Source organism: Pantoea sp. Ft-CA_14 (genome assembly GCF_024520875.1).
GTDB lineage: Bacteria > Pseudomonadota > Gammaproteobacteria > Enterobacterales > Enterobacteriaceae > Pantoea > Pantoea agglomerans.
Genome location: NZ_JALNPM010000001.1, coordinates 481,405 through 502,556, shown reverse-complemented (window position 1 = coordinate 502,556; position 21,152 = coordinate 481,405). Strand labels below are relative to the sequence as shown.

General features: G+C 50.1%; 20 protein-coding genes. 12 read left to right on the top strand and 8 right to left on the bottom strand.

What is annotated here, in order from left to right; all coding sequences use genetic code 11:
* The first annotated feature begins 47 nt into the window (after positions 1–47).
* Positions 48–953: a LysR family transcriptional regulator gene (locus NR195_RS02465; protein ID WP_061703384.1), complete on the top strand. Its 906-nt coding sequence runs from the start codon at positions 48–50 to the stop codon at positions 951–953.
* A gap of 197 nt (positions 954–1,150) precedes the next feature.
* Here the strand turns inward: NR195_RS02465 and NR195_RS02460 are convergent, their stop codons facing one another.
* Positions 1,151–1,453 (bottom strand): putative quinol monooxygenase, encoded by a 303-nt coding sequence (locus NR195_RS02460; protein ID WP_052271228.1) that lies wholly within the window; start codon positions 1,451–1,453, stop codon positions 1,151–1,153.
* 63 nt (positions 1,454–1,516) lie between these two features.
* Positions 1,517–2,533, bottom strand: coding sequence for an NADP-dependent oxidoreductase (locus NR195_RS02455; protein ID WP_256844039.1), 1,017 nt, complete (start codon positions 2,531–2,533; stop codon positions 1,517–1,519).
* 89 nt (positions 2,534–2,622) lie between these two features.
* Between NR195_RS02455 and NR195_RS02450 the strand changes: the two genes are divergently transcribed.
* A complete protein-coding gene (locus tag NR195_RS02450; RefSeq protein ID WP_033780390.1) occupies positions 2,623–3,534 on the top strand; it encodes a LysR family transcriptional regulator in 912 nt (303 codons plus the stop codon).
* Positions 3,535–3,714: 180 nt separating this feature from the next.
* On the opposite strand, the gene NR195_RS02445 is transcribed toward NR195_RS02450, so the two are convergent.
* On the bottom strand, positions 3,715–5,055 hold the full coding sequence (locus tag NR195_RS02445; protein WP_256844038.1) for an MFS transporter: 1,341 nt from the start codon (positions 5,053–5,055) through the stop codon (positions 3,715–3,717).
* Positions 5,056–5,530: 475 nt separating this feature from the next.
* Between NR195_RS02445 and NR195_RS02440 the strand changes: the two genes are divergently transcribed.
* Positions 5,531–6,001 carry a DUF1203 domain-containing protein gene (locus NR195_RS02440; protein WP_256844037.1) on the top strand — a complete coding sequence of 157 codons (471 nt, stop codon included), beginning with the start codon at positions 5,531–5,533 and terminating at the stop codon, positions 5,999–6,001.
* Positions 6,002–6,153: 152 nt separating this feature from the next.
* Here the strand turns inward: NR195_RS02440 and NR195_RS02435 are convergent, their stop codons facing one another.
* Positions 6,154–7,029 (bottom strand): LysR family transcriptional regulator, encoded by an 876-nt coding sequence (locus tag NR195_RS02435; RefSeq protein WP_256844036.1) that lies wholly within the window; start codon positions 7,027–7,029, stop codon positions 6,154–6,156.
* Between the two features lie 100 nt (positions 7,030–7,129).
* On the opposite strand from NR195_RS02435, the gene NR195_RS02430 reads away from it, so the two are divergent.
* Positions 7,130–8,104: a nitrilase family protein gene (locus NR195_RS02430; RefSeq protein WP_191917453.1), complete on the top strand. Its 975-nt coding sequence runs from the start codon at positions 7,130–7,132 to the stop codon at positions 8,102–8,104.
* A gap of 490 nt (positions 8,105–8,594) precedes the next feature.
* Here NR195_RS02430 and NR195_RS02425 read toward each other — a convergent pair whose 3' ends face one another.
* On the bottom strand, positions 8,595–9,068 hold the full coding sequence (locus NR195_RS02425; RefSeq protein ID WP_122890074.1) for an Lrp/AsnC family transcriptional regulator: 474 nt from the start codon (positions 9,066–9,068) through the stop codon (positions 8,595–8,597).
* 472 nt (positions 9,069–9,540) lie between these two features.
* On the opposite strand from NR195_RS02425, the gene NR195_RS02420 reads away from it, so the two are divergent.
* Together NR195_RS02420 and NR195_RS02415 are read left to right on the top strand one after the other, a co-directional pair.
* Positions 9,541–10,167, top strand: a complete 627-nt coding sequence (locus NR195_RS02420; RefSeq protein WP_060678999.1) for a LysE family translocator — start codon at positions 9,541–9,543, stop codon at positions 10,165–10,167.
* Between the two features lie 433 nt (positions 10,168–10,600).
* A complete protein-coding gene (locus NR195_RS02415) occupies positions 10,601–11,401 on the top strand; it encodes an SDR family oxidoreductase (protein ID WP_022624674.1) in 801 nt (266 codons plus the stop codon).
* Between the two features lie 180 nt (positions 11,402–11,581).
* Here NR195_RS02415 and NR195_RS02410 read toward each other — a convergent pair whose 3' ends face one another.
* Entirely contained in the window at positions 11,582–12,130 is a 549-nt protein-coding gene (locus NR195_RS02410) for a TetR/AcrR family transcriptional regulator (RefSeq protein WP_061902267.1), read from the bottom strand.
* 127 nt (positions 12,131–12,257) lie between these two features.
* On the opposite strand from NR195_RS02410, the gene NR195_RS02405 reads away from it, so the two are divergent.
* The 4 genes from NR195_RS02405 to NR195_RS02390 all read left to right on the top strand — a co-directional run bounded on the left by NR195_RS02405 (position 12,258) and on the right by NR195_RS02390 (position 16,067).
* Entirely contained in the window at positions 12,258–13,346 is a 1,089-nt protein-coding gene (locus tag NR195_RS02405; RefSeq protein WP_256844035.1) for an alkene reductase, read from the top strand.
* Positions 13,347–13,421: 75 nt separating this feature from the next.
* Positions 13,422–14,204, top strand: a complete 783-nt coding sequence (locus NR195_RS02400) for an SDR family oxidoreductase (protein WP_256844034.1) — start codon at positions 13,422–13,424, stop codon at positions 14,202–14,204.
* A 202-nt stretch (positions 14,205–14,406) separates the two neighbouring features.
* A complete protein-coding gene (locus NR195_RS02395) occupies positions 14,407–15,429 on the top strand; it encodes an NADP-dependent oxidoreductase (RefSeq protein ID WP_256844033.1) in 1,023 nt (340 codons plus the stop codon).
* Between the two features lie 161 nt (positions 15,430–15,590).
* Positions 15,591–16,067 carry a glutathione peroxidase gene (locus NR195_RS02390; protein ID WP_256844032.1) on the top strand — a complete coding sequence of 159 codons (477 nt, stop codon included), beginning with the start codon at positions 15,591–15,593 and terminating at the stop codon, positions 16,065–16,067.
* A 235-nt stretch (positions 16,068–16,302) separates the two neighbouring features.
* Here NR195_RS02390 and NR195_RS02385 read toward each other — a convergent pair whose 3' ends face one another.
* A complete protein-coding gene (locus tag NR195_RS02385; protein ID WP_045140186.1) occupies positions 16,303–17,316 on the bottom strand; it encodes a LacI family DNA-binding transcriptional regulator in 1,014 nt (337 codons plus the stop codon).
* Between the two features lie 113 nt (positions 17,317–17,429).
* Here NR195_RS02385 and NR195_RS02380 point away from each other — a divergent pair, with 113 nt between their 5' ends.
* The gene (locus NR195_RS02380; RefSeq protein WP_089415224.1) at positions 17,430–18,260 is read left to right on the top strand and encodes an SDR family oxidoreductase; all 831 of its coding nucleotides are present in this window, start codon (positions 17,430–17,432) and stop codon (positions 18,258–18,260) included.
* Between the two features lie 9 nt (positions 18,261–18,269).
* Positions 18,270–19,412, top strand: coding sequence for a phytanoyl-CoA dioxygenase family protein (locus tag NR195_RS02375; protein ID WP_256844031.1), 1,143 nt, complete (start codon positions 18,270–18,272; stop codon positions 19,410–19,412).
* Between the two features lie 493 nt (positions 19,413–19,905).
* On the opposite strand, the gene NR195_RS02370 is transcribed toward NR195_RS02375, so the two are convergent.
* Positions 19,906–21,093: an MFS transporter gene (locus NR195_RS02370; protein ID WP_256844030.1), complete on the bottom strand. Its 1,188-nt coding sequence runs from the start codon at positions 21,091–21,093 to the stop codon at positions 19,906–19,908.
* Positions 21,094–21,152: the final 59 nt, after the last annotated feature.

Sequence of the window (21,152 nt, the reverse complement as noted above, 5' to 3'; positions counted from 1 at the left end):
TTCAGACAGGCCGCGGGACTTATCAGCGGTATAAGGAAAACTTTGGCATGGCAAACCTGAACCTTGATCACCTTGCTACTTTCAGGATGGTCATCAGCCGGGGCAGTTTCTCCGGAGCGGCAGAAGCTCTCGGACTATCACAGCCTGCTGTCAGCCTGCAGATAAGACAGCTGGAGCAGGCGCTCCATGTCCGGCTTATTGAGAGAACCAGCCGGGGGATAAGGCCCACTCCTGCCGGGCTGACTTTTTCTGAGCACTGTATGAAAATTGATTCAGTGGTAAATACGGCCATTGAATCGGTGTCTCTGCATTCAGACGACATCACCGGCACCGTTACTGTTGGCACTGGTGCAACAGCCTGTATTCATCTTCTGCCTCCCTTACTGCAACAGCTGCGACAGGCACATCCCCTGCTGAAAGTAGACGTACGCACGGGCAATACTTCCGATATTGTTCGGAGCGTAGGAGAGAATCGTATAGACATTGGACTTGTAACGCTTCCAGTAACCGGCAAATGCCTGAGCGTAAGCCCGCTGGGTACTGATGAGTTTGTTGTTATCATGGAAAAGGATGCATCAGAGCAGAGTGCGAACCCGCTGTCTCCCGACGCCCTTTTGTCACTGCCGCTGATTATCTTTGAACCCGGAAGCGGCACACGCGCCCTAATCGACGAATGGTTCCGGTATGCCGGGCATACTGCCAGCCCTGTGATGGAACTTGGCAGTATTGAAGCAATCAAAAGAATGGTACGTTCCGGTCTGGGCTACAGCATCGTTCCCCTTATGTCCGTTGCTGGTATGGAAGAAAGTCAGGGTCTCAGCCTTTACTCTGTGACGCCCTCGCTTCACCGGACTCTGGGGACAGTAATGCGGGAGGATCGGATTGTCAGCAGGGGCATAAGTGAAGTGCTGAAAAGACTAAACGCCAGTTTTGCAAAAGATGAAAGCAGTTAAATATCACTCAATATATTTATCTGACAGATCCGGTCTCCTCAGCTCCGAAAAATATCCTTGCTGCTTAAGCCTCTGATGTCCGCTTCTGGCACAAAGCAGACCATCGTCCAGGCTTATGCCTGCTATGAGCGAAGAGCGATTACTCACAGATCCGAGGCTTGATAATAAAGCACTCTCGATTTTAATAAGATTTTTATTCACCCATCCATAAGCCCTCTCTCGTTACAGGCGTCATATTTGAAGAGTTCCCCCTTCATTTTTCCCTGCCATCGGTTGATAAACTCTACCGTGTCGGTTTTTATAAGATGGGCATTGAGCGCGTCCTGATCCACCCATCGTTCTGATATAAGCAAACTTCCGGTCTGATAGTCCTCCACGGCAGCGTTATATGAAAGGTTTCCATCACGTTGTCGAACGGCATTTGCCAATAAGTTAAGTTCTCCCATAAATTGTTCCAGGACAGAAGGATCAATGTACATATAACCGGAAATGATAAGCATCTTATTTTTCCTTTAACTGACTGCTACTCGCCCTCAGAAAATGGCTGATCAGGGATGGGGTAATCAGAAGTTAGTCAGCACAATTTTGCCCTGGATGCTTCCTGACGAAGCACGTTGATGTGCGGCTGATGCCATGGCTAACGGATAGGTGCTGTCAATCACGACGTTGATAATGCCTTTTTCCAGTAAAAGCCCCGCTTCGGATAGCTGCAGACCACTTGAACGCACTTGCGTTGTTGACACAGTAATCCCTTTTTGAGCGGCCTCAGTCTGCCCAGTAAAACTCAAAGGATTCACCAGAAATAGTGCTCCGCCCTGTCTGATGCAGCTTAAAAAGCGCTCTATATGCTTTCCGCCAACAGCATCAATAACCAGATCGACGTTTTTCACTACATTCTCAGCGGCTACTTTGGTGTAGTCGATAAAATCATCTGCGCCCAGTTCGCGCATAAGCACTTCATGACGGGAAGAAGCGACGGCAATGACTCTCGCACCCTTCCACTTCGCGATCTGAACAGCAATGTGCCCTACGCCACCTCCTGCACCGTTAACCATCACCGTCTGGCCTTCAAGCAGAACCGGTTTATGGTTGAAAGATTGAAACGGATTGGGCGCATCATGGCCGACGTCGACAAGAAATTGCCACGCGGTGAGCAGTGACATCGGGGCACCCGCTGCCTGGATATGGTCTATTCCCTGAGGTTTTAACGCCACCTCTGATGCAGGAACGCTTACATAGTCGGCATAAGCTCCACTACCGGCCATTACCCCATCAGGAAAACGCACCATTGAATAGACTTCATCTCCGGTGCTGAATGCGGAAACATTTTCGCCCACGGCTTCTATAACACCTGAAACATCCGTTCCCAGGATTAAGGGAAAGTGGGGTTCGGGCCGCCACTCAGCCGGAAGCGCCCGATAACCATCACGCAGATACAAGTCTGGTGGGTTCAGACTTGCGGCATGCACGCGCACAAGGACTTCGTCAGCCCCGATAGTTGGGCGGGGTGCATCTTCATACCTGAGATTCTCCGGGCCACCAAACGCATGTAGCTGTACTGCTTTCATCATTTCAGTCATGGCAATTTCACTCCAACACAGATTCAGGTGCCAGAATATGACCAATTGTGATGATTGATAATGGGGCTGGATTTCGCTTTAATATTGCCATGAAGGAACAAATAATCTTTGAAAGACTAACAGGTCTGATTGCATTCGCTCGTGCGGGATCGCTCGGCAGCTTTACCGCTGCCGCTCGCTCGCTGGCAGTTTCCCCTTCCGCGATAAGTAAAAGTATTCAGAGACTGGAGCAGCGTCTTGGCATCACATTGTTCACCCGAACCACCCGTTCGCTGGTGCTGACTGCTGAGGGTCGTGAACTGCACGAGCGCACGCTGCAGTTATTACGCGATGCTGAGGAGCTTGAGCAGGTCGCCATGCGATCGCGAGAGGAGCCAGCGGGAACATTACGCATTGCGGCATCGTTTCCCATTGGTGTTCATGTGATCGCGCCTCTCCTTCCGCAATTCTGTGCACTTCATCCTAAAGTGACAATCGACTTAAAACTGAGTGATCGCGTAATTAGCATTGTTGACGAGAGTATTGATATAGCCATCAGGATCGGCGACCTCGCAGATTCAAATCTTCTGTCGCGTCGCCTGTCGCCCTATCAGATAGGTTGTTATGCTTCGCCAGATTATTTGACCCGATGCCCGGAACCCGAACACCCCAATGATCTTATCGGGCATAAAACGGTTAATTTGCGATATCAAAATACGGGGCAGATTTTTCGCTGGCCGTTCCGGGTTGGCGAGCGGGAGATTGAAATTGTGCCATCATCTGCTGTCATCGTCGATGCAAGCGAAGCCGTTATCGCGGCTGTGGCGGCCGGTGCCGGAATAGGCATGGTGTCGAGTTTTATGGCTGCTTCCTGGGTTAAGCGCGGGGAGTTAGTGCCCCTTCTCACTGATTTTTCAGTAGAGCGGCATAATATTTCTGCGGTATGGCATGCGAGCCGGCGTTCAAATCCTGCTGTACGCGCCTTTATTGATCTCATGCTTAACAGTTCTGAACGCTCTTAAACTGGGTATTGTCAGTAAATCCCCAAAGGTAAGTTCTTTCCGCATCTGACACATAACAGACATCAACAACCAGCAGACTGATTCAGGTAATGACAGGATGTGGAATGTTTATATGGCAGAGATAAAGCCGGAAGAACCCGCCTGCAGAGGCGCTGATAAGCGTCTGCAGGCGGGATTACTTTATTTACTGACTGACGAAGCGCTATTTTCAACGTCGATGGTTAACTCTTTTTTGCGGCCCATGACCAGCACGGCGATGACGCCGATGCCACAGAGGATAGCCAGTGGCACCATGGCCAGCGTATGGCTGCCGGTCGCCTGATTGATAATGCCATAAACGTTGACCATCACCCCACCGCCGATCAGATTCGCCATCGCACCGATAGCCGCCAGACCCGCTGCAGCGGTAGTCGATGACATCCATCCCGATGCCAGCGCCCAGAAAGGTCCTTTCATTGAGTAGGCTCCGATTAATACCAGCGACAGGATCACTACACTGCCGGTCAGACTATTGGTGATAAAGGCTGACAGCAGGCCACCTGCAATTAAGAACAGCGTTAACGCGGTGTGCCAGCGACGCTCGCCGCTGCGGTCAGAACTTCTGCCCCAGATAATCATCAGAATGGAGGCCAGGCCGTAGGGAATCGCATTGACTAAACCGGTGGTGAAGTTATCCAGTCCAAACGATTTAAGCAGTTGCGGAGACCAGACGCTCAGCGTTGAGCCAGCCGCAGACGCGCCTGCATAAATCAGCGCCATCACCCAGATATGTTTGTGACGCAGCAACTGCCACAAAGAGATATGACCTATCGCCTTCTTCTTCGCATTTTCGGCTTCGAGAGTGCTGTTCAGCCACGCTTTTTGTTCCTGATTTAACCAGCTGGCATTCGTGGGACGATTGCTCAGTAAAAAGAAGGCTGCAATTCCCAGAATGACCGCCGGAATACCTTCCAGGATAAATAACCAGTGCCAGCCACGCATACCGTACCAGCCATCCAGTGACAAAATCAGACCAGAAATGGGCGATCCAATAAAGTTCGCCGCAGGAATGGCCACCATAAAGGTAGCAATCACGCGTGCTCGGTACTTTCCGGGGATCCAGTAAGTCAGATAAAGAATGACGCCAGGGAAAAATCCGGCCTCAGCGGCACCCAGTAAAAAGCGCAATATATAGAGTGTATTGGCACTTTCAACAAAGGCGGTACAGACAGAGATGATACCCCACGACACCATGATGCGAGAGATCCAAATCTTTGCGCCAATTTTCTGCATGGCCAGATTGCTGGGTACTTCAAACAGGAAGTAACCGACAAAAAACAGACTACTCGCAAAACCAAATACCGCTTTCGACAACCCTAAATCTTCGTTCATCTGCAACGAAGCCATCCCAATGTTGCCGCGATCGATAATGGCAATCAGATAACAAACAATCAGGAAGGGCAAAATGCGCCAGACCACCTTCTTAACGGTCTGCTGCTCAATATCGGCAGAGAAAGTCGTGATGTGCTGTTTTTCAGACATGATGATCCTCACAATTTTGTCATCGCTTTACGTGCAATCCGCAAAGCGTTTTGTTTTACTCTGTAAAACTGTAATGTACTGAGTAAAACCATTATCACGATAAAAATTCTTTCCCGCCTGAAGATGTAATGAGGTTGTGTTATTTGTCACAAAAAAGTATTCGTCAACCTTAGTTTATGTGACGAGTATGTCGTTAACGGGTGGAGTTCAGCGATCTTTTCAATGAAGTGACGACAGAAGAACGGGAAAGAGTGAGGGGGAACAGAGTAATTTGAGCGCCGCTGTCGGGAAGTGAGGCCTTAGCGCTTGTGTGAAGGTATCAGCCAGCGTCTGAGAAGTTCGCAGCTGATGAAGCACTCGCCTGCCACTGTCGGACGGTCACATCATAAATCCCTGACCGATAACGGCGAGTTTCTCCTCACAGTATTCGATAACGTCATTATTCGCGGTGTTACGGTGAAAAGAGAGGGATGCTATGAAATACCAAATTACTGGCCTGAACGCCGGGCAATTTGCTCATCTTTTTGGACAGAGCGATGAATATCTGAAAAAACACCATGCAGTACGACAAACGGTAGAGTGCTATCCGGGTTATCCCGACAGAATCTCATTGTGCGATATCCCCGTTGGAGAAAGCGCCCTCCTGATTAATCACATTTATCAGCCTGCCGACACGCCCTATTTTGGTACTCATGCAATCTACATATGGGAGGGATGCACCCGGCAAGGCATCTACATTAATGAATTACCTGAAGTCCTGCTAAGCAGAACGCTGTCATTAAGGGCCTATGGCGGAAAGCATTTTTTAAAAGAAGCGGATATAGCTGAGGGGAAAGTTGCTGAAGATCTCATCGGCCATTTTTTTGCCGATCCGCAGATTAGTTATATACAGATACATAATGCGAAACGGGGATGCTATTCCTGCTGTGCAGAACGTTTTGAATGACGGTTTATATTGATAAGCCCTATCCGCAACAGGAAATTATTCGTCTCCAGGGCGCCTTCGTGTCATGCTCCTGTTCTGAAGAAGATGCTAAGAATTATGTCAGTAATCCTGCCCTATCCAATACGGCAAAAGGAGTGTCTGTTTCTGGAGGGTCAGACGTCATGAAGCGCGATACCCTTTTTTATACTGGCAATAAAATTATCACGGATTATATTCTCGTGGTTCGCGTTCCAGGCAATGCCAACTTTCCAGCTTATTGACTCACCTGTTAAAGGAATAATAACCAGCTCCGGCGGTGCAATATGCATAACACTGTATGGCACAAGGGCAACACCCGTGCCCGCGATGACCAGCGCGACAATAGTTTGTATATCATCACTCAATTGAATGGATGATATGAAAAGCGCGTTGTCATGAAGAAAACGGTCAATTTGCGCATTTAAACCCCGTCCTCGCCCGGCATGAAGTCGCAACAGAGGACGTTTCTTCAGCCAGTCATCAGCAGGCAATGACGGTGAACTTGCAGGCGCAATCAAAACCAATCGATCGGTAAACAATGGCAGGTAATCCAGCGCTACAGGAGGCGGAACTCTGACAAAACCGACCTGGAGCTCATCATTTTGCAAAAGTTCGTACTGCTGGAAGGAAGGAAGATCTGTCAATGACATCTCTATCCCCGGACACTCCCGACGAAATTCTGCCATACAGCGTGGTGCCAGATAAAAACTTGAGAGACCGAACCCCACGGCTATATGCCCTTCAATCCCTTTTGAAACCCGCTCTGCATGATGCATAAATAATCGGGTTTGCCTGACCACTTTTTCAGCCTCTGGCAGCAGACGCCTGCCACCGCCCGTGAGTGTGGCTCCATGACGCCCCCGCGTAAACAGTGACGTTTCCACCAGGGACTCAAGGAGATTAATCTGCTTGGTCAATGCAGGTTGCGAAATAAACAACGCGCGTGCCGCGTCGGCATAATTTCTTTTTTCTGCCAGCATCAAAAAGGCCTTAAGCAAGCGGATGTTCATTTTTACATTCCAAAAGGTTATCGAAACCGGAAATGTTTTGATTATACAGTTATCAGCAATGGTTATGTAATTCAGTTTCGATTACTACCGGAGAAGTACCATGAGCAACCATACATCCTTAAAAGCTGCCACCGTGCAATTTCAACATCTGGCAAATAACAAAAATTATAATCTGCTGATAATGGAGAAATTTATTGAACAGGCAGCGATTGAGCAGGTGAAAATCCTCACATTCCCGGAAATGTGTATTACCGGCTACTGGCATGTACCCAAACTCACCTCGGCTGAGGTAACTGCTCTCGCCGAGCCGATCGAGGGGAGTGCTTCCCTTACGTTGATTCGTTCCCTGGCGATGAAACATCAAATGCTGATTGGCGCCGGGCTTATCGAAAGAGCCGATGATGGCCGCCTCTATAATGCATATGTTGCCTGTATGCCGGACGGCTCAATGCACACTCATCGCAAACTCCACGCTTTTGAACATCCGTCAATCAGCAGCGGTGACCGCTTTACCGTTTTTGAAACGCCCTGGGGAGTAAAAGTAGGTATCCTCATTTGCTGGGACAATAATCTGGTAGAAAATGTGCGTGCAACGGCATTGCTGGGTGCAGATATTCTTCTCGCGCCACATCAGACAGGCGGTACCGATTCCCGCAGTCCTTATGCGATGAAACCCATTCCGATGACGCTCTGGGCGGAGCGGGAAACGCGAAGGGAGGAAATTACTGCTGCATTCAAAGGGGCAAATGGTCGGGAATGGCTGATGAGATGGCTTCCCGCTCGTGCGCATGACAACGGATTATTTATTCTCTTCAGTAACGGCGTAGGTGCAGATGATGATGAGGTGCGCACAGGTAATGCAATGATCCTGGATCCTTATGGAAGAATCATTAATGAAACCTGGGCAGCGGAAGATTTTATGGTGAGCGCTGACCTTGATTTGAGTCTGCTTGCAATGAGTACCGGACGTCGCTGGATCCATGGTCGCCGTCCTGATTTATACCATATTCTGACACAACCGCAGGGCTACGAACGTGATGCGATTAGCGCCCGATTTTCTGATGAGACGCCTTAAATAGGCTCGGCGACTGAAATCATCCAGTCGCGAGAAAGAATGTCAGGGCGCGGCATCGTGAAAACCCCGCCCTGACATTAAAGCTTAAACTACGCCGGCAAATCCCGGTACAACGGTTATCGTCACGGTAAAGCATGGACTTTATGGCTGGGGGAAGATTGATGGCATAATTTCATGTAAATAAGCGTCTCTTTTAAGCTGACACAGTCTGAAGATAAGCTATGAATTAAAGTTTAAGCCGCTGGCTGCTCCGTTTTGAAAGGCACTATTGGTCGTTATCAACAATCAAGTCATCACAAATACTCGTGTTGTTAAAGCAGAAAAATGAGGAGAGTCAGCACGCTCGCTAACGCTATGCCACTATTAACTTGTGTAAGATCATGCCGGATATCAGTTTTGTGCTCTGAATAACGCAGGTAGCATTCCTGATCATTAAATCCGCTCTATGCGGAATTGATAATCAGTCACTGGGCATCACGGCAGCGATAAACTACTCAGAGATTTTCTTAATAGGATAACTAACGAGTGGTTTGATCTCTTTAAGCACAAACATACTCTGCATTTCTTTAATTCCTGGCAATCTGCGTACCACTGACATTGCAAAATCAGCATAGGAGTCCAGATCTGAAGCCACAACCTGTAGCAGAAAGTCAGCATCCCCACCGATGCTATAACAGGCAACCACATCCTCCAGGGCAGTCACTTCCTCTTCAAATTTTCTGGCCTCCGCTTCGCTATGGCTGTCAATGACGACCCGAATGAAAACCATTACTCCCAGCCCAATTTTCTTGCGGTCAATAACAGCACGATAGCCCTGAATCACTTTATCTTCCTCGAGCTTACGAACTTTGCGCCAGCAGGGAGATGCTGAAATATTTATCTTCTCCGCCAGTACCTGGTTAGTTACCCGGGCATCGTCCTGTAAAATTTCGAGAATTTTCATATCTGTCGAGCTAAGCGCCATAAGGGGAAATTCCTTTCTTTGTGGAAGCAGTTTAAGGTTACTTTTACCTAAAAACAGGCATTAAGTAAATAATACAGGTAACAATTTTCCGCTTTCCTGCTGCATAATATATTTACTTTTCCAGGTTGTTATTACAAACAATATAAGGGAAAACTGAACCCTGACTTAATGCATATGATTCAATTTAATTTAAAGAATACAGGGAGCTGATCATCTCTTGAAGAGAGGATCGGATAGAGCACTGCGCGCACATGAAAATTAAACTTGTCATCTGCGTAGTTAAATTAATGCAGCAATATCCGCTTTGGAATAATCTAACCTCCACTTTCAACGTTAAACCAACTGATAAAAAGGATGCATATCTTTAACCCTTAATTAAGATTTTTATATGACAACCATCGCTCAGAACAAGGCATTTTTGAACAACTAACTCTGTTCCCTTTTACCGAAGTGCATTTCAACAGGAATAACTATGTCAGGAACTACTGAAATACTATCTTATATTGCTGCACTCGGTTTAGCTGCTGCAATTCCGGGTCCGGGGATGACTGCATTAGTCGCTCGCAGCGTGAGTGGGGGCGCAATAACAGGCTTTACGATGCTGGCCGGTCTCATTCTCGGAGATTTGATTTATTTATCTGTGGCGGTATTTGGTCTGGCGGTGATCGCTCATACCTTTACCTCTCTCTTTACGCTGATTAACTGGGCTGCCTCACTCTTTCTATGCCTGCTGGCATGGCAGTTCTGGTGCCACCAGCCTCAGGCAATAAATATCGATCAAAAAGCGACAAAACGAGAACTGGCATCAGCCTGGTTTTCAGGACTGACCATAACGCTGGGAAACCCTAAAACCATCGCTTTCTATCTGGCTATACTGCCTCTGGTTATCTCTCTCGATAATGTATCTTTTCAGATGTGGGGAGGACTGCTGGTTCCGCTTACCGTGTTAGTCCTTTTGAGTGTGGGAGCCGTTTTTATTTTTGCAGCCCTCAGGATACGCCACCTCCTGACCAGCGCTAAAGCGCAACGACTCCTTTTCCGTTCAGCCGGTACCATCATGATGCTGGCCGCGGCTGGAATGGTGGTAAAGACTCTTTAGCGTTCATTACCACCTCCTCTGCCTCAGGAAAATGGGGCCGGTCTCGTGGTCTTGATAGAAAATGATCAAGCTCTGGCCTGGTTATCAGGCAATAAGCAATAAATAGTAAAAGTGATTCCAGCCAGAAAAGCCTGAGCGTCAAAAGCAGCTATCTTCTGATAGCTGCTTTTTTGCCTCTCAGATATCCCATTTTTTACTGCTTACGTTCCTGCTTCAACGTTTCCTGACTATCCACCAGGACCGCATTAGCGGCTAACCCTGTACTTCACATCTATAATTCAGTGACTCAGGCCCATGCGCCCGATCCGGCTATCCGATTAATCAGTTTGGGGGTGGCTGGACGTCGTAGTGTCAGCGATACATCAAAATTCACTTTCCCGATGATACCGGCCGGGTTTAAGACGCTCATCATTTACAGAAATAAGGATGCCTCATGATCTTTTCTCTCAAAAATCAGGTTGCGCTGGTTACCGGTGCCAGCTCGGGTCTCGGCTATGCCTGCGCAGAAGCACTCGCTAAAGAAGGTGCCTGTGTAGTGATTAACTACCATAGCCAGGCGGAACCGGCAGAGGAGCTGGCTGAGAAAATCCGCGCCGATGGAGGCCGTGCAATTGCTGTCAAAGGTGACGTGTCGAAAGAGGCGGATGTAGAGAATCTTTTTGACCAGACGATCAAGGAATTTGGCAGGCTGGATATCCTGGTGGCGAACTCAGGACTGCAGAAAGATGCCCCGTCCATTGAGATGACGCTAGAGGACTGGAATACCGTTCTGGACGTGAACCTGACTGGCCAGTTCCTCTGCGCGCGTGCTGCGTTGCGTCAGTTCAAGCGCCAGGAGCATCGCCAGGATATCAGCAAAGCTGTCGGTAAGATTATTCATATGAGCTCGGTTCACCAGCTCATTCCCTGGGCCGGACACGTCAACTATGCCGCATCAAAAGGCGGCGTTGACTTGCTGATGAAAACGCTGGCTCAGGAAGTGGGTGAAGAACGTATTCGTGTCAATGCAGTGGCACCCGGCGCTATCGCTACCGCCATCAACGAGGAAAGCACCCAGGGTGAAGCGGGCAAAGCGCTGTTAAAGCTCATTCCTTATGGACGTATCGGTGCGGCTGAAGATGTGGCGAACGCCGTCGTCTGGCTTGCCAGTGATCTCTCTGATTACGTTCATGGCACCACGCTTTTTATCGATGGTGGAATGAGCCTTTATCCTGGATTCCGCGACAACGGCTGAGTGATGGGTCACTGTCCCAGGTGGATGGCCGACTGATTGATAGCGCGTTGATGGGAATGGTATCCGGAACGGGAAGTCCGGATTACGCATTCCCGCCGTTCATAATAAAACGCCAGCGGGCTGGTGCGTTCAGTCCAGGCCGCAACGATTTTAGTAAGGTTGAACGGCAAGAGCATCGATTCAATCTTTACAGGCATCCGGGCTGATCAGACGCGTACGGCAGACCTCCAGAATTTCATCAGCAAGCCCGGAATTATCCGGGCAGGCACGCGAAAGCATCAGTGCACCCACAAGATGCGCGAGCGTATTGATCAGATCCGCACGCGTGACCTGTTCCGTTTCTAAAACGGCAAGCTGTCGTTCAATTCCGGCCGCAAAGGTCTCGCGGATGGATTCAGACTGGCGCGCTGCATCGGTGCCCAAAGCCGACATGACACACCCCTTTGCCATATCATCGCGATGCTGCCGGGAAAGGTAATATTCAACGAACTTTTCCCGACTCACACCCTGAGTTTTTTCCGCCGATTGCGCGAAGCCGCAGCTCATCGCTTCGGCTAACAAATCGGCTTTCGACCCAAAGTGCTTATAGAACCCGCCATGCGTTAACCCTGCGGCTGACATCAGTTCAGCGACGCCTACCCCATCGTAACCCCGCTCACGGAAAAGTTCTGACGCCGTTTCAACGATTCGGTTCCTGTTTTCGCGAACCTGCTCTTTTGACACTTTCATCTTTTCCTCCTGAAACTGAGCTTAAGTATACATTGATGATGATCATAATCAAACCAGTTGACTTTAATGATTACGATCATCATCATTAAATCAGTTTACTGACCCGCTAATCCGCAAAGGAATAACCATGACGAATCAATCCTTATTTCAGCCCTATGAACTGGGATCTGTCACGCTTGCGAATCGCATCGTGATGGCCCCGCTGACGCGTAACCGGGCAGGCGCAGGCCTGGTGCCAGGTGAACTGGCAGCGACTTACTACGCTCAGCGTGCCACAGCAGGGTTACTGATTACCGAAGCTACGCAGATTTCAGCAGAGGCGCAGGGCTATCAGGATACGCCGGGGATCTACACGCAGGCCCAGATTGAGGGCTGGCGTAAAGTCACAGATGCGGTACATGACAAAGGCGGACGGATATTTGTGCAGTTGTGGCACACAGGTCGAATTTCACATGTCGATTTACAGCCAGAAGGTGCCGCACCAGGCGCGCCGTCAGCTATCCGTGCTGAAACCAAAACCTTCGTGAACAACCATTTTGTTGATGTTTCAGAACCCAGAGCGCTTGAGCTGAAGGAAATAAAAGGCATTGTTGCCGATTTCAGAAAGGCATCAGCCAATGCCATTACCGCAGGTTTTGATGGTGTAGAGATACACGGTGCGAATGGCTATCTGCTTGAGCAGTTCCTGAAAGATGGTGCTAATCAGCGCACCGATGAATATGGCGGTTCAGTTGAGAATTGTGCGCGTGTGCTATTAGAGGTCGTGGAGGCCGTGAAAGATGAGATCGGCGCAGCGCGGACGGGCGTTCGCATCTCACCGGTCTCACCTGCTAATGCGATTTCATGCAGCGATCCGCAGCCACAATATGACTACCTGGCAGAGCAACTTGATGCTTCAGGTATCGTTTATCTGCATGTTGTTGAAGGCGCGACGGGAGGTCCCCGTGATGCCTCACCGTTTGATTACGCTTCGCTGCGTCGCCGCTTTAAAAACACTTACATCGGTAACAATGGCTATGACCTGGCGCTGGCGTCTGACCATCTTGCACAGGACAAAGCCGATTTGTTCGCATTCGGTCGCCCCTTCATTTCTAACCCCGATTTTGTCGAAAGACTTAAGTCGGGAGCACCTCTGGCCCCGCTTAATCCTGAAACACTGTATGGCGGAGGTGCGGAGGGCTACACCGACTATCCATCGCTTAGCGGTAACAGTTAATCACTCTTCAGGTATCACGGTTAACCCTACATCGCTAACAGCGATTTTTATCAAACAAATGAAGAAGATAAAATTATGACTCGTACTTCAGTCCTCATTACAGGCGCATCAACGGGTATTGGTGCTGTTTACGCTGAGCGCTTTGCACGTCGTGGACATGACCTGGTTCTGGTTGCTCGCGACAAATTAAAATTAGAGGCGCTTGCTGAACGGCTGCGACAGGAAAATCATATTTCCGTCGATGTGCTGCCTGCCGACCTCACGCTGGCGAGTGATTTAGCTGCTGTTGAAGCACGCCTCCGGGAAGACACGCGGATAGGTATTCTTATCAATAACGCAGGTATCGCTCAGTCCGGCACGTTTACCGAGCAGACGCCTGATTCCATTGAACGCCTTATCGCGCTTAACGTCACTGCCCTGACAAGACTGGCCACTGCTGCTGCAGGCCGGTTCGCAGAAGCCGGAGAAGGTTCGATCGTCAATATCAGTTCCGTAGTGGGTCTCGCCCCGGAATTTGCAATGACGGTTTACGGCGCAACAAAAGCCTTTGTTCTTTTCCTCTCTCAGGGAATGAACGTTGAGCTCTCTTCAAAAGGCATTTATATCCAGGCGGTGCTCCCTGCAGGTACGTACACCGAAATCTGGGATCGTGCCGGTATCGACATCAGTAACGCCTCAAAAATGATGGAAGTGGGCGAACTGGTTGACGCCGCTCTGGCGGGTTTTGACCGCCGCGAACACGTGACGATTCCGCCATTACATAAAGCTGATCGCTGGGATGTTCTTGATGCCTCCCGTCAGGGTCTGCTCTCGGACATCCGACAGGAAGAGGCCGCAGAGCGATACAAAACCCTTTAGCTAAGCCCTGCTAAGCAGAACCTTTTACAGGGTTCTGCTGAGCGGTAAATCGACCAAGAATGTCTTAATGGCGGCATGAGCATATTAACCGGCAAAACCTTATTCCATTATTTATTACGTTGCTCCCCGGAGCCGCTTTTTTGCTCAGCAACAGAGGCACCTGAAAGTACGTCAGTGCTAAACATCAGAGGATAAACACCAAATGAAAACCAGGACGATGCGGGCCTTTACGTTTAAACGCTACGGGAAGTCACCTGAGCTGGGATTTGAAAATGTAGATTACCCTTCCCCCGGTGCCGATGAAATCCTGGTAAAAGTCTATGCCGTTGGTTTCAATCCCATTGATAACATGATCCCCGGCGGAATTTTCAAACCGATTCTGCATTTTAAACTTCCGGCGACGCTGGGCAGTGATTTGTCAGGCGTGGTGATTGCAACAGGAAGTCGGGTGACACGTTTCAAGCCGGGCGATGAAGTCTTCGCCAGCATTTTCGACAGGGGAACAGGTTCACTCGCCGATTTTGCATGCGTTCCTGAAAGTCTCGCGGCTTTTAAACCTGAAAATCTGGATTTCATTGAGGCTGCTTCGCTGCCGATGGTTAGCCTCACCGCCTGGCAGGCGTTTACAGAGAGAGCACATCTGCGACCAGGCCAAAAAGTGTTTATTCCGGCAGGTTCGGGAGGGATTGGCACTATTGTGATTCAGCTGGCAAAGCATCTTGGCGCCCGGGTAGCGACGACGACCAGTTCAGCCAACGTAGAGTGGGTGAGTCGGCTGGGCGCAGATGAAGTGGTCGACTATAAAAAGCAGGAATTTGAAACCGTGCTGAGTGGCTACGATCTCGTACTCGGCACGCTGCGGGGGGATTCCATTGAAAAATCCATGCAGATTCTTAAACCTGGTGGAAAGATTATTTCTCTGGTCGGTCCATTAGACGTTAATTTCGCGCGAGCCCGGCAACTGAATATCATCCTGCGGATGATTTTTGCCCTGATGAGTCGCAAAATTATGCGCCTTTCAAAAAAGCGCGGTCTGGATTATTCATTTCTCTTTGTTCGTCCTGATGGCGATCAACTCACCCAAATCGGCAAACTTATAGAAGCAAAACACATCAAACCGGTAATCGACAGGGTGTTCCCATTTGCAGACACAAAAGATGCCCTGGCTTACCTTGAACAGGGACATGCAAAGGGTAAAGTCGTGGTTAAAATTCATCAGGAATAACAACCAGATCTGACGTGGGAAATAGTCATTAACTCAGGCGGTAGCGCCTGAAGCCAGGATGCCTGACTTGCTAACTAAGCATCTGCTTCCCAGACCCCGCTGTCGTTATGCACTCTGTGGTAATGTTAACGTCACACGGTTTTTGCTCTGAGGATTGCGACATGTCTCACTTTTATCAACTCACTGCCACCAGTCTGAATGGCCAGCTTATCCCGATGACCGACTACGCTGACAAGGTAGTTCTGGTGGTTAATACCGCCAGCCATTGTGGATTCACGCCACAATACGCAGGTCTTGAATCGCTCTATAAAAAGTACGCCGCGCAGGGGCTGGTGGTGCTGGGTTTTCCCTGCAACCAGTTCGGAAAGCAGGAACCCGGCGGTGCCGAAGAAATCGCGCAGACATGCCACATCAACTATGGTGTGAGTTTTCCGATGTTCGGGAAAGTTGAGGTCAATGGCACCTCAACGCACCCGCTTTTCCGTTACCTGAAAGATGAATTACCCGGCGTGCTGGGTGGTCGTATTAAGTGGAACTTCACTAAGTTCCTGATCGGGCGCGACGGAAAACCGATCAAACGCTTTGCCCCGACCACCACCCCGGAGAAAATGGAATCCGCCATTCTTGCTGCTCTTTAAGTGAGGTGTTTTACCATCTCACTGTCAATGACGGGATTACCAGTAAACTGTTTCTTTCCGCTCCATCTGGCAGCGCCTGTAACTCATCGACGTCTGTTCAGGGCCAGAAGCGGACGTTGTTCATCCTTAACTACGTTGATTATTGGGGGAGGGAGTCAATAATCCAGGGCATCAGTAATTTAACTTTTAACTCGTACACCTCTCAGGGCTCGGATGACTTTAATGGAGATATAAGTCAGATGTTGTAAGGGGTTACAACAATTACGCGTGATAATGCCGCTTCATCCTCTGTTTCTGGCAAAAAACCATGAAAACGCAGAATCGCGCTAAATGCTGACCTCGCGTCTTCCTTCAGATCATGATCAATCACCGCATCTATTTTTTCAGCAGTCAGCAGAGCGCGGTTCTCTTCATCCAGGTCGTGACCAATAAAGGCTTCTATCTGCCGTTGCATTGCTGTAAAAGCCCGTAGAATCGCGCTGTTTCCCCCGCCCACGCTGTAAACAGACTTGATAGAAGAGTCCTGTTCCAGCGCCTTGCACATCTGCGTAAAAGTCAGTGAATCGATACCATATCCTTCACTGACGGTTATGGTCTTCAGATACGGCGCACGCTGATTAAGCGCCTGTATGAAGCCTGCCATGCGCTGTTCTTCTCCACGAAAATCCGTACTGCTGATCACTATCGCGACTGTTTGTGCCGTCCTCAAAAGCCATCGGGAAAGGAGCCATGCTGCCGTTCGCCCCGCACCGACATTATCCATTCCCACATAGCAGATACGCCTGCTGTCCGGCAGGTCTGTAACCAGTGTGACCACCGGAACGTTAAGCTCCGCCAGCTCTGCGATAGTTCCCTCGAGCAACTGATGATCGCTGGCTTTGAGCAATACGCCATAGCTGTCATTACTGCAGCGACGCAGCTCGCGTTGCAACTCTTCTAGTGTGACCTCTTCAAAGATGTGGCAGCGCAGTGTCAGCCGGAAAGGTGCAAAGCTTTTAATCTGACTGAGCAGCGCCGCCACAGTCAGTGAACTGAAGCGTTCCGGCGTGTGCATCACCAGGTCAATGGGCAACGTGCGTCCGCTGGCAAGGCTGGCGCGTTGTTGTAATTCCAGATCCTGGATTGCCTGGGCAATGCGCCGGGCAGTACGAGGACTTACGCTGCCTCGCTGGTGCAATTCTCTGTCGACAGTGGCTTTACTGACGCCGGACTGGGCCGCGATTTGTTTGATGGAGAATGACCTGACCATAAATTGAGGTCTCTTTGAGGTTATGTGGACATATTGTTAACCGAATGTAATTGCTAAGGTCAGTGTTAGCAAGCGGGCAGACCTTACCTCTCCTGACTAAGAAAGGACAACAAATGGACCTGAATGAAAGCGGCAGTTTTAACCATAAAGTGTTCGTCGTTACCGGCGGAACCCAGGGGCTGGGCGCAGCCGTTGCCCGTCTGCTGTCAGAGCGTGGGGCGCGGGGCATCGTGATTTGCGGACGTAATGCGATAGCCGGACGTGAACAGGCGGAAACCCTCAGCCACCCCGGGTGCGAGGTGATATTTGTTGAAGCGGATATCAGCTCGCCAGAAGCCTGCATGAAAGTGGTGGAGGTAGCAGAATCGGCGTTTGGCACCCTGCATGGACTGGTGAACTGTGCAGGCATGTCCGACCGAGGCACTATCCTCGACACTTCCCCGGAACTATTTGACGCCATTATGGCGGTCAACATCCGTGCCCCTTTCTTTCTGATGCAGGCGGCAATCAAGATGATGATTGCCAAAGGCGTTGAAGGCAGCATTGTCAATATCATTACCATGACCTCCCATGGCGGTCAGAGCTTCCTGACCGCATACGCCGCATCGAAAGGCGCACTGGTTACGCTCACTAAAAACGTGGCTTTCAGCGCCATGCGCAATCGTATCAGGGTGAACGGTCTGAACATTGGCTGGATGGACACGCCTCATGAGCACGACATCCAGCGGCACTATCATAATGCTGAAGAAAACTGGCTGACCAAAGCTGAGCAGGCGCAACCTTTTGGCCGTCTGCTGAAGTCAACTGAAGTCGCACGGGCCGTAGCGTTTCTCCTTTCCGGGGAGTCGGGAATGATGACAGGCGCGGTGATCGATTTTGATCAAAGTGTGGTTGGTTGCGGTGACAACGGTGGTTTTCAGCCATCACATGCTCTGACTCTTTGAGGTAAAAACATGAACAGCATCTATATAAATGACAGTCATATTTCTCTCGATAAGTTTGCTACGCTTTGCTCGCAGACGCTGCGCAAAGACGATTTCCCATTGGTGCATTCCGTCGATAAAAATGTGCTTATCTATCATCATGACGATCTGATGGCAGCAGCCAAAACCGATCGTCAGTCCCTGCTGGGTGAACTGCATCACGCATTGTCTGGCGGACCAGGAGTGTTCGTGGTTCAGGGCTTATACAGCGACGTTTCCGCTATAGACAGCAGCAATAAGGTGTTTGAGGATATTCTCGCCAGCGAAGCGGAAAACGGCGGTGGTGGCGACCACTTTGCCAAAGCCGGAAGTAATGGGCGTATCTGGAATGCGCTGCAAAAAGTAGCGGAGCGTGATGCCGATGTCTTCGTTGCATACTACAGCAACCCTTTGCTGGCGCTAATTTGCGAAGCCTGGGTTGGCCCCGGCTATGAAATTACGGCGCAGGTAAATCAGGTTCGTCCCGGCGGCAAAGCGCAACAGCCGCATCGGGATTACCACCTTGGCTTTCAGCTTAATGATGTCGTCGCCCGCTTCCCGCTGCCGCTGCATATTCTGTCGCAATACCTGACGCTTCAGGGTGCGGTCGCGCACAGCGATATGCCGATAGAATCAGGGCCGACCCAGCTGTTACCCTGGTCGCAACAATATGCAGAGGGCTATCTGGCCTGGCGCGATTCGCGTTTTATTGAATTTTTCCAGCAGCATGCCATTCAGTTACCACTGAAAAAAGGCGACGGATTATTTTTCAATCCGGCGCTGTTCCATGCCGCGGGAAATAACGTTACGCAGGACCATGTACGCACTGCTAATTTGCTACAGGTCTCATCCGCCTTTGGCAAAACCATGGAAAAAGTGAATCATGTCAAGGTGATGGAGGCAATCTATTCTACTCTGCTGAGTAAGCCATTAAGCGATGAGCAGCGACAGGCCGTTGTGGCGGCGAGCGGCGAAGGCTACTCCTTCCCGACTAATCTTGATACCGATCCTCCGCTGGGTGGTCTGGTGCCCAAAACGCAACAGCATCTGTTGCTTGAAGCGTTACAACAAGGCTGGTCAGCTGACGAGTTTAGCCGGCAACTGGCAAAGCACGAGAGTAAGAGGAAAGCATAGTTTTACATGGGTTACAGGCATGGCGTAACTCACCAACAGATGCGTTACGTCATGTCGATAGAATCGGGCTTCAGTGGCTCATTTTTTCTGACTCTGTTCCTGATTCATCTGGTTATCGGGACATGGTCAGGAGTACGCCATCAGGGTGATAAAAGCTTTCCCTGAAGCTATTTCAGTGCTCTTCCCCCTGGACAGCCTGAAGACAGGCAAAACAGGATCGAATCGCAGCAATTACGTTGTTCCTGCTCAGTGTTTCAGCAAGATGCAGTACATAAAAGTCCGTGGCCTCAGAAACCAGACTTTCAAATATCTCAAGCTGCCGTGCGAACAGTGCGGGCGTACTCCGGATAAGCGCCCGCATCTCTTTTTCCTGCTGTCTGGTAAAGTGCGGCGCGCATTCAGCTATTGAATTTTTCATTACCTCCCAGACGTCCTCAGTATCGAGTCTCTACGCGAAGACTGCCAGATGCCCGCTCTGTGCCAGAAGCGGACGTTACTCACTGTGAGAAGCAGAACGCATAGCAGCGCTATGCCCGGTTTTGTCAGTCAGTCCGGATATAACTGCCAGTATCAGCGCTATAACCGAGAGTATCGCGCCTGCCCAGTCAGGCGACTGAAGACCAAAGCCGGCCGCTATAACTGCCCCTCCCAGCCATGCACCCAGGGCATTACCGAGATTGAAGAGGCCTATGTTAACGGCTGCAGCCAGCGTCGGAGCCCCTGCCGCCCGCGCTTTGTCCATCACCAGTTTCTGGATGGGGGACACGGTCGCAAATCCAAACGCAGCCATCAGAAAAATACAGACCGCTGACATGACCTGGCTGTGGGCAGTAAAGTTAAATACCAGCAGGACTACGGCCTGAGCGGCCAGGGTGACGTAAAGCATCGGCATCAGCGCGCGATCGGCATATCTGCCGCCCAGTTGATTACCGACAAATAGCCCCAGACCGAACAGCAGCATCAGCCATGCCAGGCTGCTTTCGCTGTATCCGGCCAGCTCGATCATCATGGGTGCGATATAGGTAATGGAGGTAAAAAATGCACCCGGCCCAAAGACCGTTATGCCCATCGCCAGCAGAACATTGACGTTGCGGAAGGCATTAAACTCGTGTGCGAAATTATGGTTCTCCGGACGGGGCTGATGCGGGATAAGCATACCGACGCTGATAACCGTAACAACTCCAATTGCGGCAATAACCATAAAAGCATCCCGCCAGGAAAGATGCTGCCCGATCCAGGTACCGACGGGAACACCAATAAGATTTGCTACGGTCAGTCCCATGAACATGAATGCAATCGCCCTTACCCGCTTAGACGGCGCAACCATATCGGCAGCAATGATCGAACCAATACCAAAGAAGGCGCCGTGAGTCAGAGACGTGATGATCCTGCCCAGAATGGCAATGCCCAGCGTGGGCGCAAAGGCCGTAACGAGGTTACCCGCCACAAACAGCAGCATCAGGAAAACCAGCATGGCTTTTCGGGGCACTTTTGAGCCCAGAATAATCAGGGCCGGCGCGCCGACAAAAACACCCAGCGCATAAGCCGTTGCCAGATTTCCGGCCACGGGAATAGTAACGTTGAAATCAGCGGCAATAACGGGAAGCAGGCCGGCAATGATGAATTCAGTCGTACCGATACCGAATGCACCAATCGCCAGCGCCCAGAGAGCAAGTGGCATAACAAATATCCTGTCAGTTAACCTATTTTTTTGTCTGAGCTGCGCATAACACGTGCCGG

Coding starts and splice junctions, on each gene's coding strand:
- NR195_RS02465 (WP_061703384.1), top strand. CDS start 48: ATGGCAAACCTGAACCTTGATCACCTTGCTACTTTCAGGATGGTCATC.
- NR195_RS02460 (WP_052271228.1), bottom strand. CDS start 1,453: ATGCTTATCATTTCCGGTTATATGTACATTGATCCTTCTGTCCTGGAA.
- NR195_RS02455 (WP_256844039.1), bottom strand. CDS start 2,533: ATGACTGAAATGATGAAAGCAGTACAGCTACATGCGTTTGGTGGCCCG.
- NR195_RS02450 (WP_033780390.1), top strand. CDS start 2,623: ATGAAGGAACAAATAATCTTTGAAAGACTAACAGGTCTGATTGCATTC.
- NR195_RS02445 (WP_256844038.1), bottom strand. CDS start 5,055: ATGTCTGAAAAACAGCACATCACGACTTTCTCTGCCGATATTGAGCAG.
- NR195_RS02440 (WP_256844037.1), top strand. CDS start 5,531: ATGAAATACCAAATTACTGGCCTGAACGCCGGGCAATTTGCTCATCTT.
- NR195_RS02435 (WP_256844036.1), bottom strand. CDS start 7,029: ATGAACATCCGCTTGCTTAAGGCCTTTTTGATGCTGGCAGAAAAAAGA.
- NR195_RS02430 (WP_191917453.1), top strand. CDS start 7,130: ATGAGCAACCATACATCCTTAAAAGCTGCCACCGTGCAATTTCAACAT.
- NR195_RS02425 (WP_122890074.1), bottom strand. CDS start 9,068: ATGGCGCTTAGCTCGACAGATATGAAAATTCTCGAAATTTTACAGGAC.
- NR195_RS02420 (WP_060678999.1), top strand. CDS start 9,541: ATGTCAGGAACTACTGAAATACTATCTTATATTGCTGCACTCGGTTTA.
- NR195_RS02415 (WP_022624674.1), top strand. CDS start 10,601: ATGATCTTTTCTCTCAAAAATCAGGTTGCGCTGGTTACCGGTGCCAGC.
- NR195_RS02410 (WP_061902267.1), bottom strand. CDS start 12,130: ATGAAAGTGTCAAAAGAGCAGGTTCGCGAAAACAGGAACCGAATCGTT.
- NR195_RS02405 (WP_256844035.1), top strand. CDS start 12,258: ATGACGAATCAATCCTTATTTCAGCCCTATGAACTGGGATCTGTCACG.
- NR195_RS02400 (WP_256844034.1), top strand. CDS start 13,422: ATGACTCGTACTTCAGTCCTCATTACAGGCGCATCAACGGGTATTGGT.
- NR195_RS02395 (WP_256844033.1), top strand. CDS start 14,407: ATGAAAACCAGGACGATGCGGGCCTTTACGTTTAAACGCTACGGGAAG.
- NR195_RS02390 (WP_256844032.1), top strand. CDS start 15,591: ATGTCTCACTTTTATCAACTCACTGCCACCAGTCTGAATGGCCAGCTT.
- NR195_RS02385 (WP_045140186.1), bottom strand. CDS start 17,316: ATGGTCAGGTCATTCTCCATCAAACAAATCGCGGCCCAGTCCGGCGTC.
- NR195_RS02380 (WP_089415224.1), top strand. CDS start 17,430: ATGGACCTGAATGAAAGCGGCAGTTTTAACCATAAAGTGTTCGTCGTT.
- NR195_RS02375 (WP_256844031.1), top strand. CDS start 18,270: ATGAACAGCATCTATATAAATGACAGTCATATTTCTCTCGATAAGTTT.
- NR195_RS02370 (WP_256844030.1), bottom strand. CDS start 21,093: ATGCCACTTGCTCTCTGGGCGCTGGCGATTGGTGCATTCGGTATCGGT.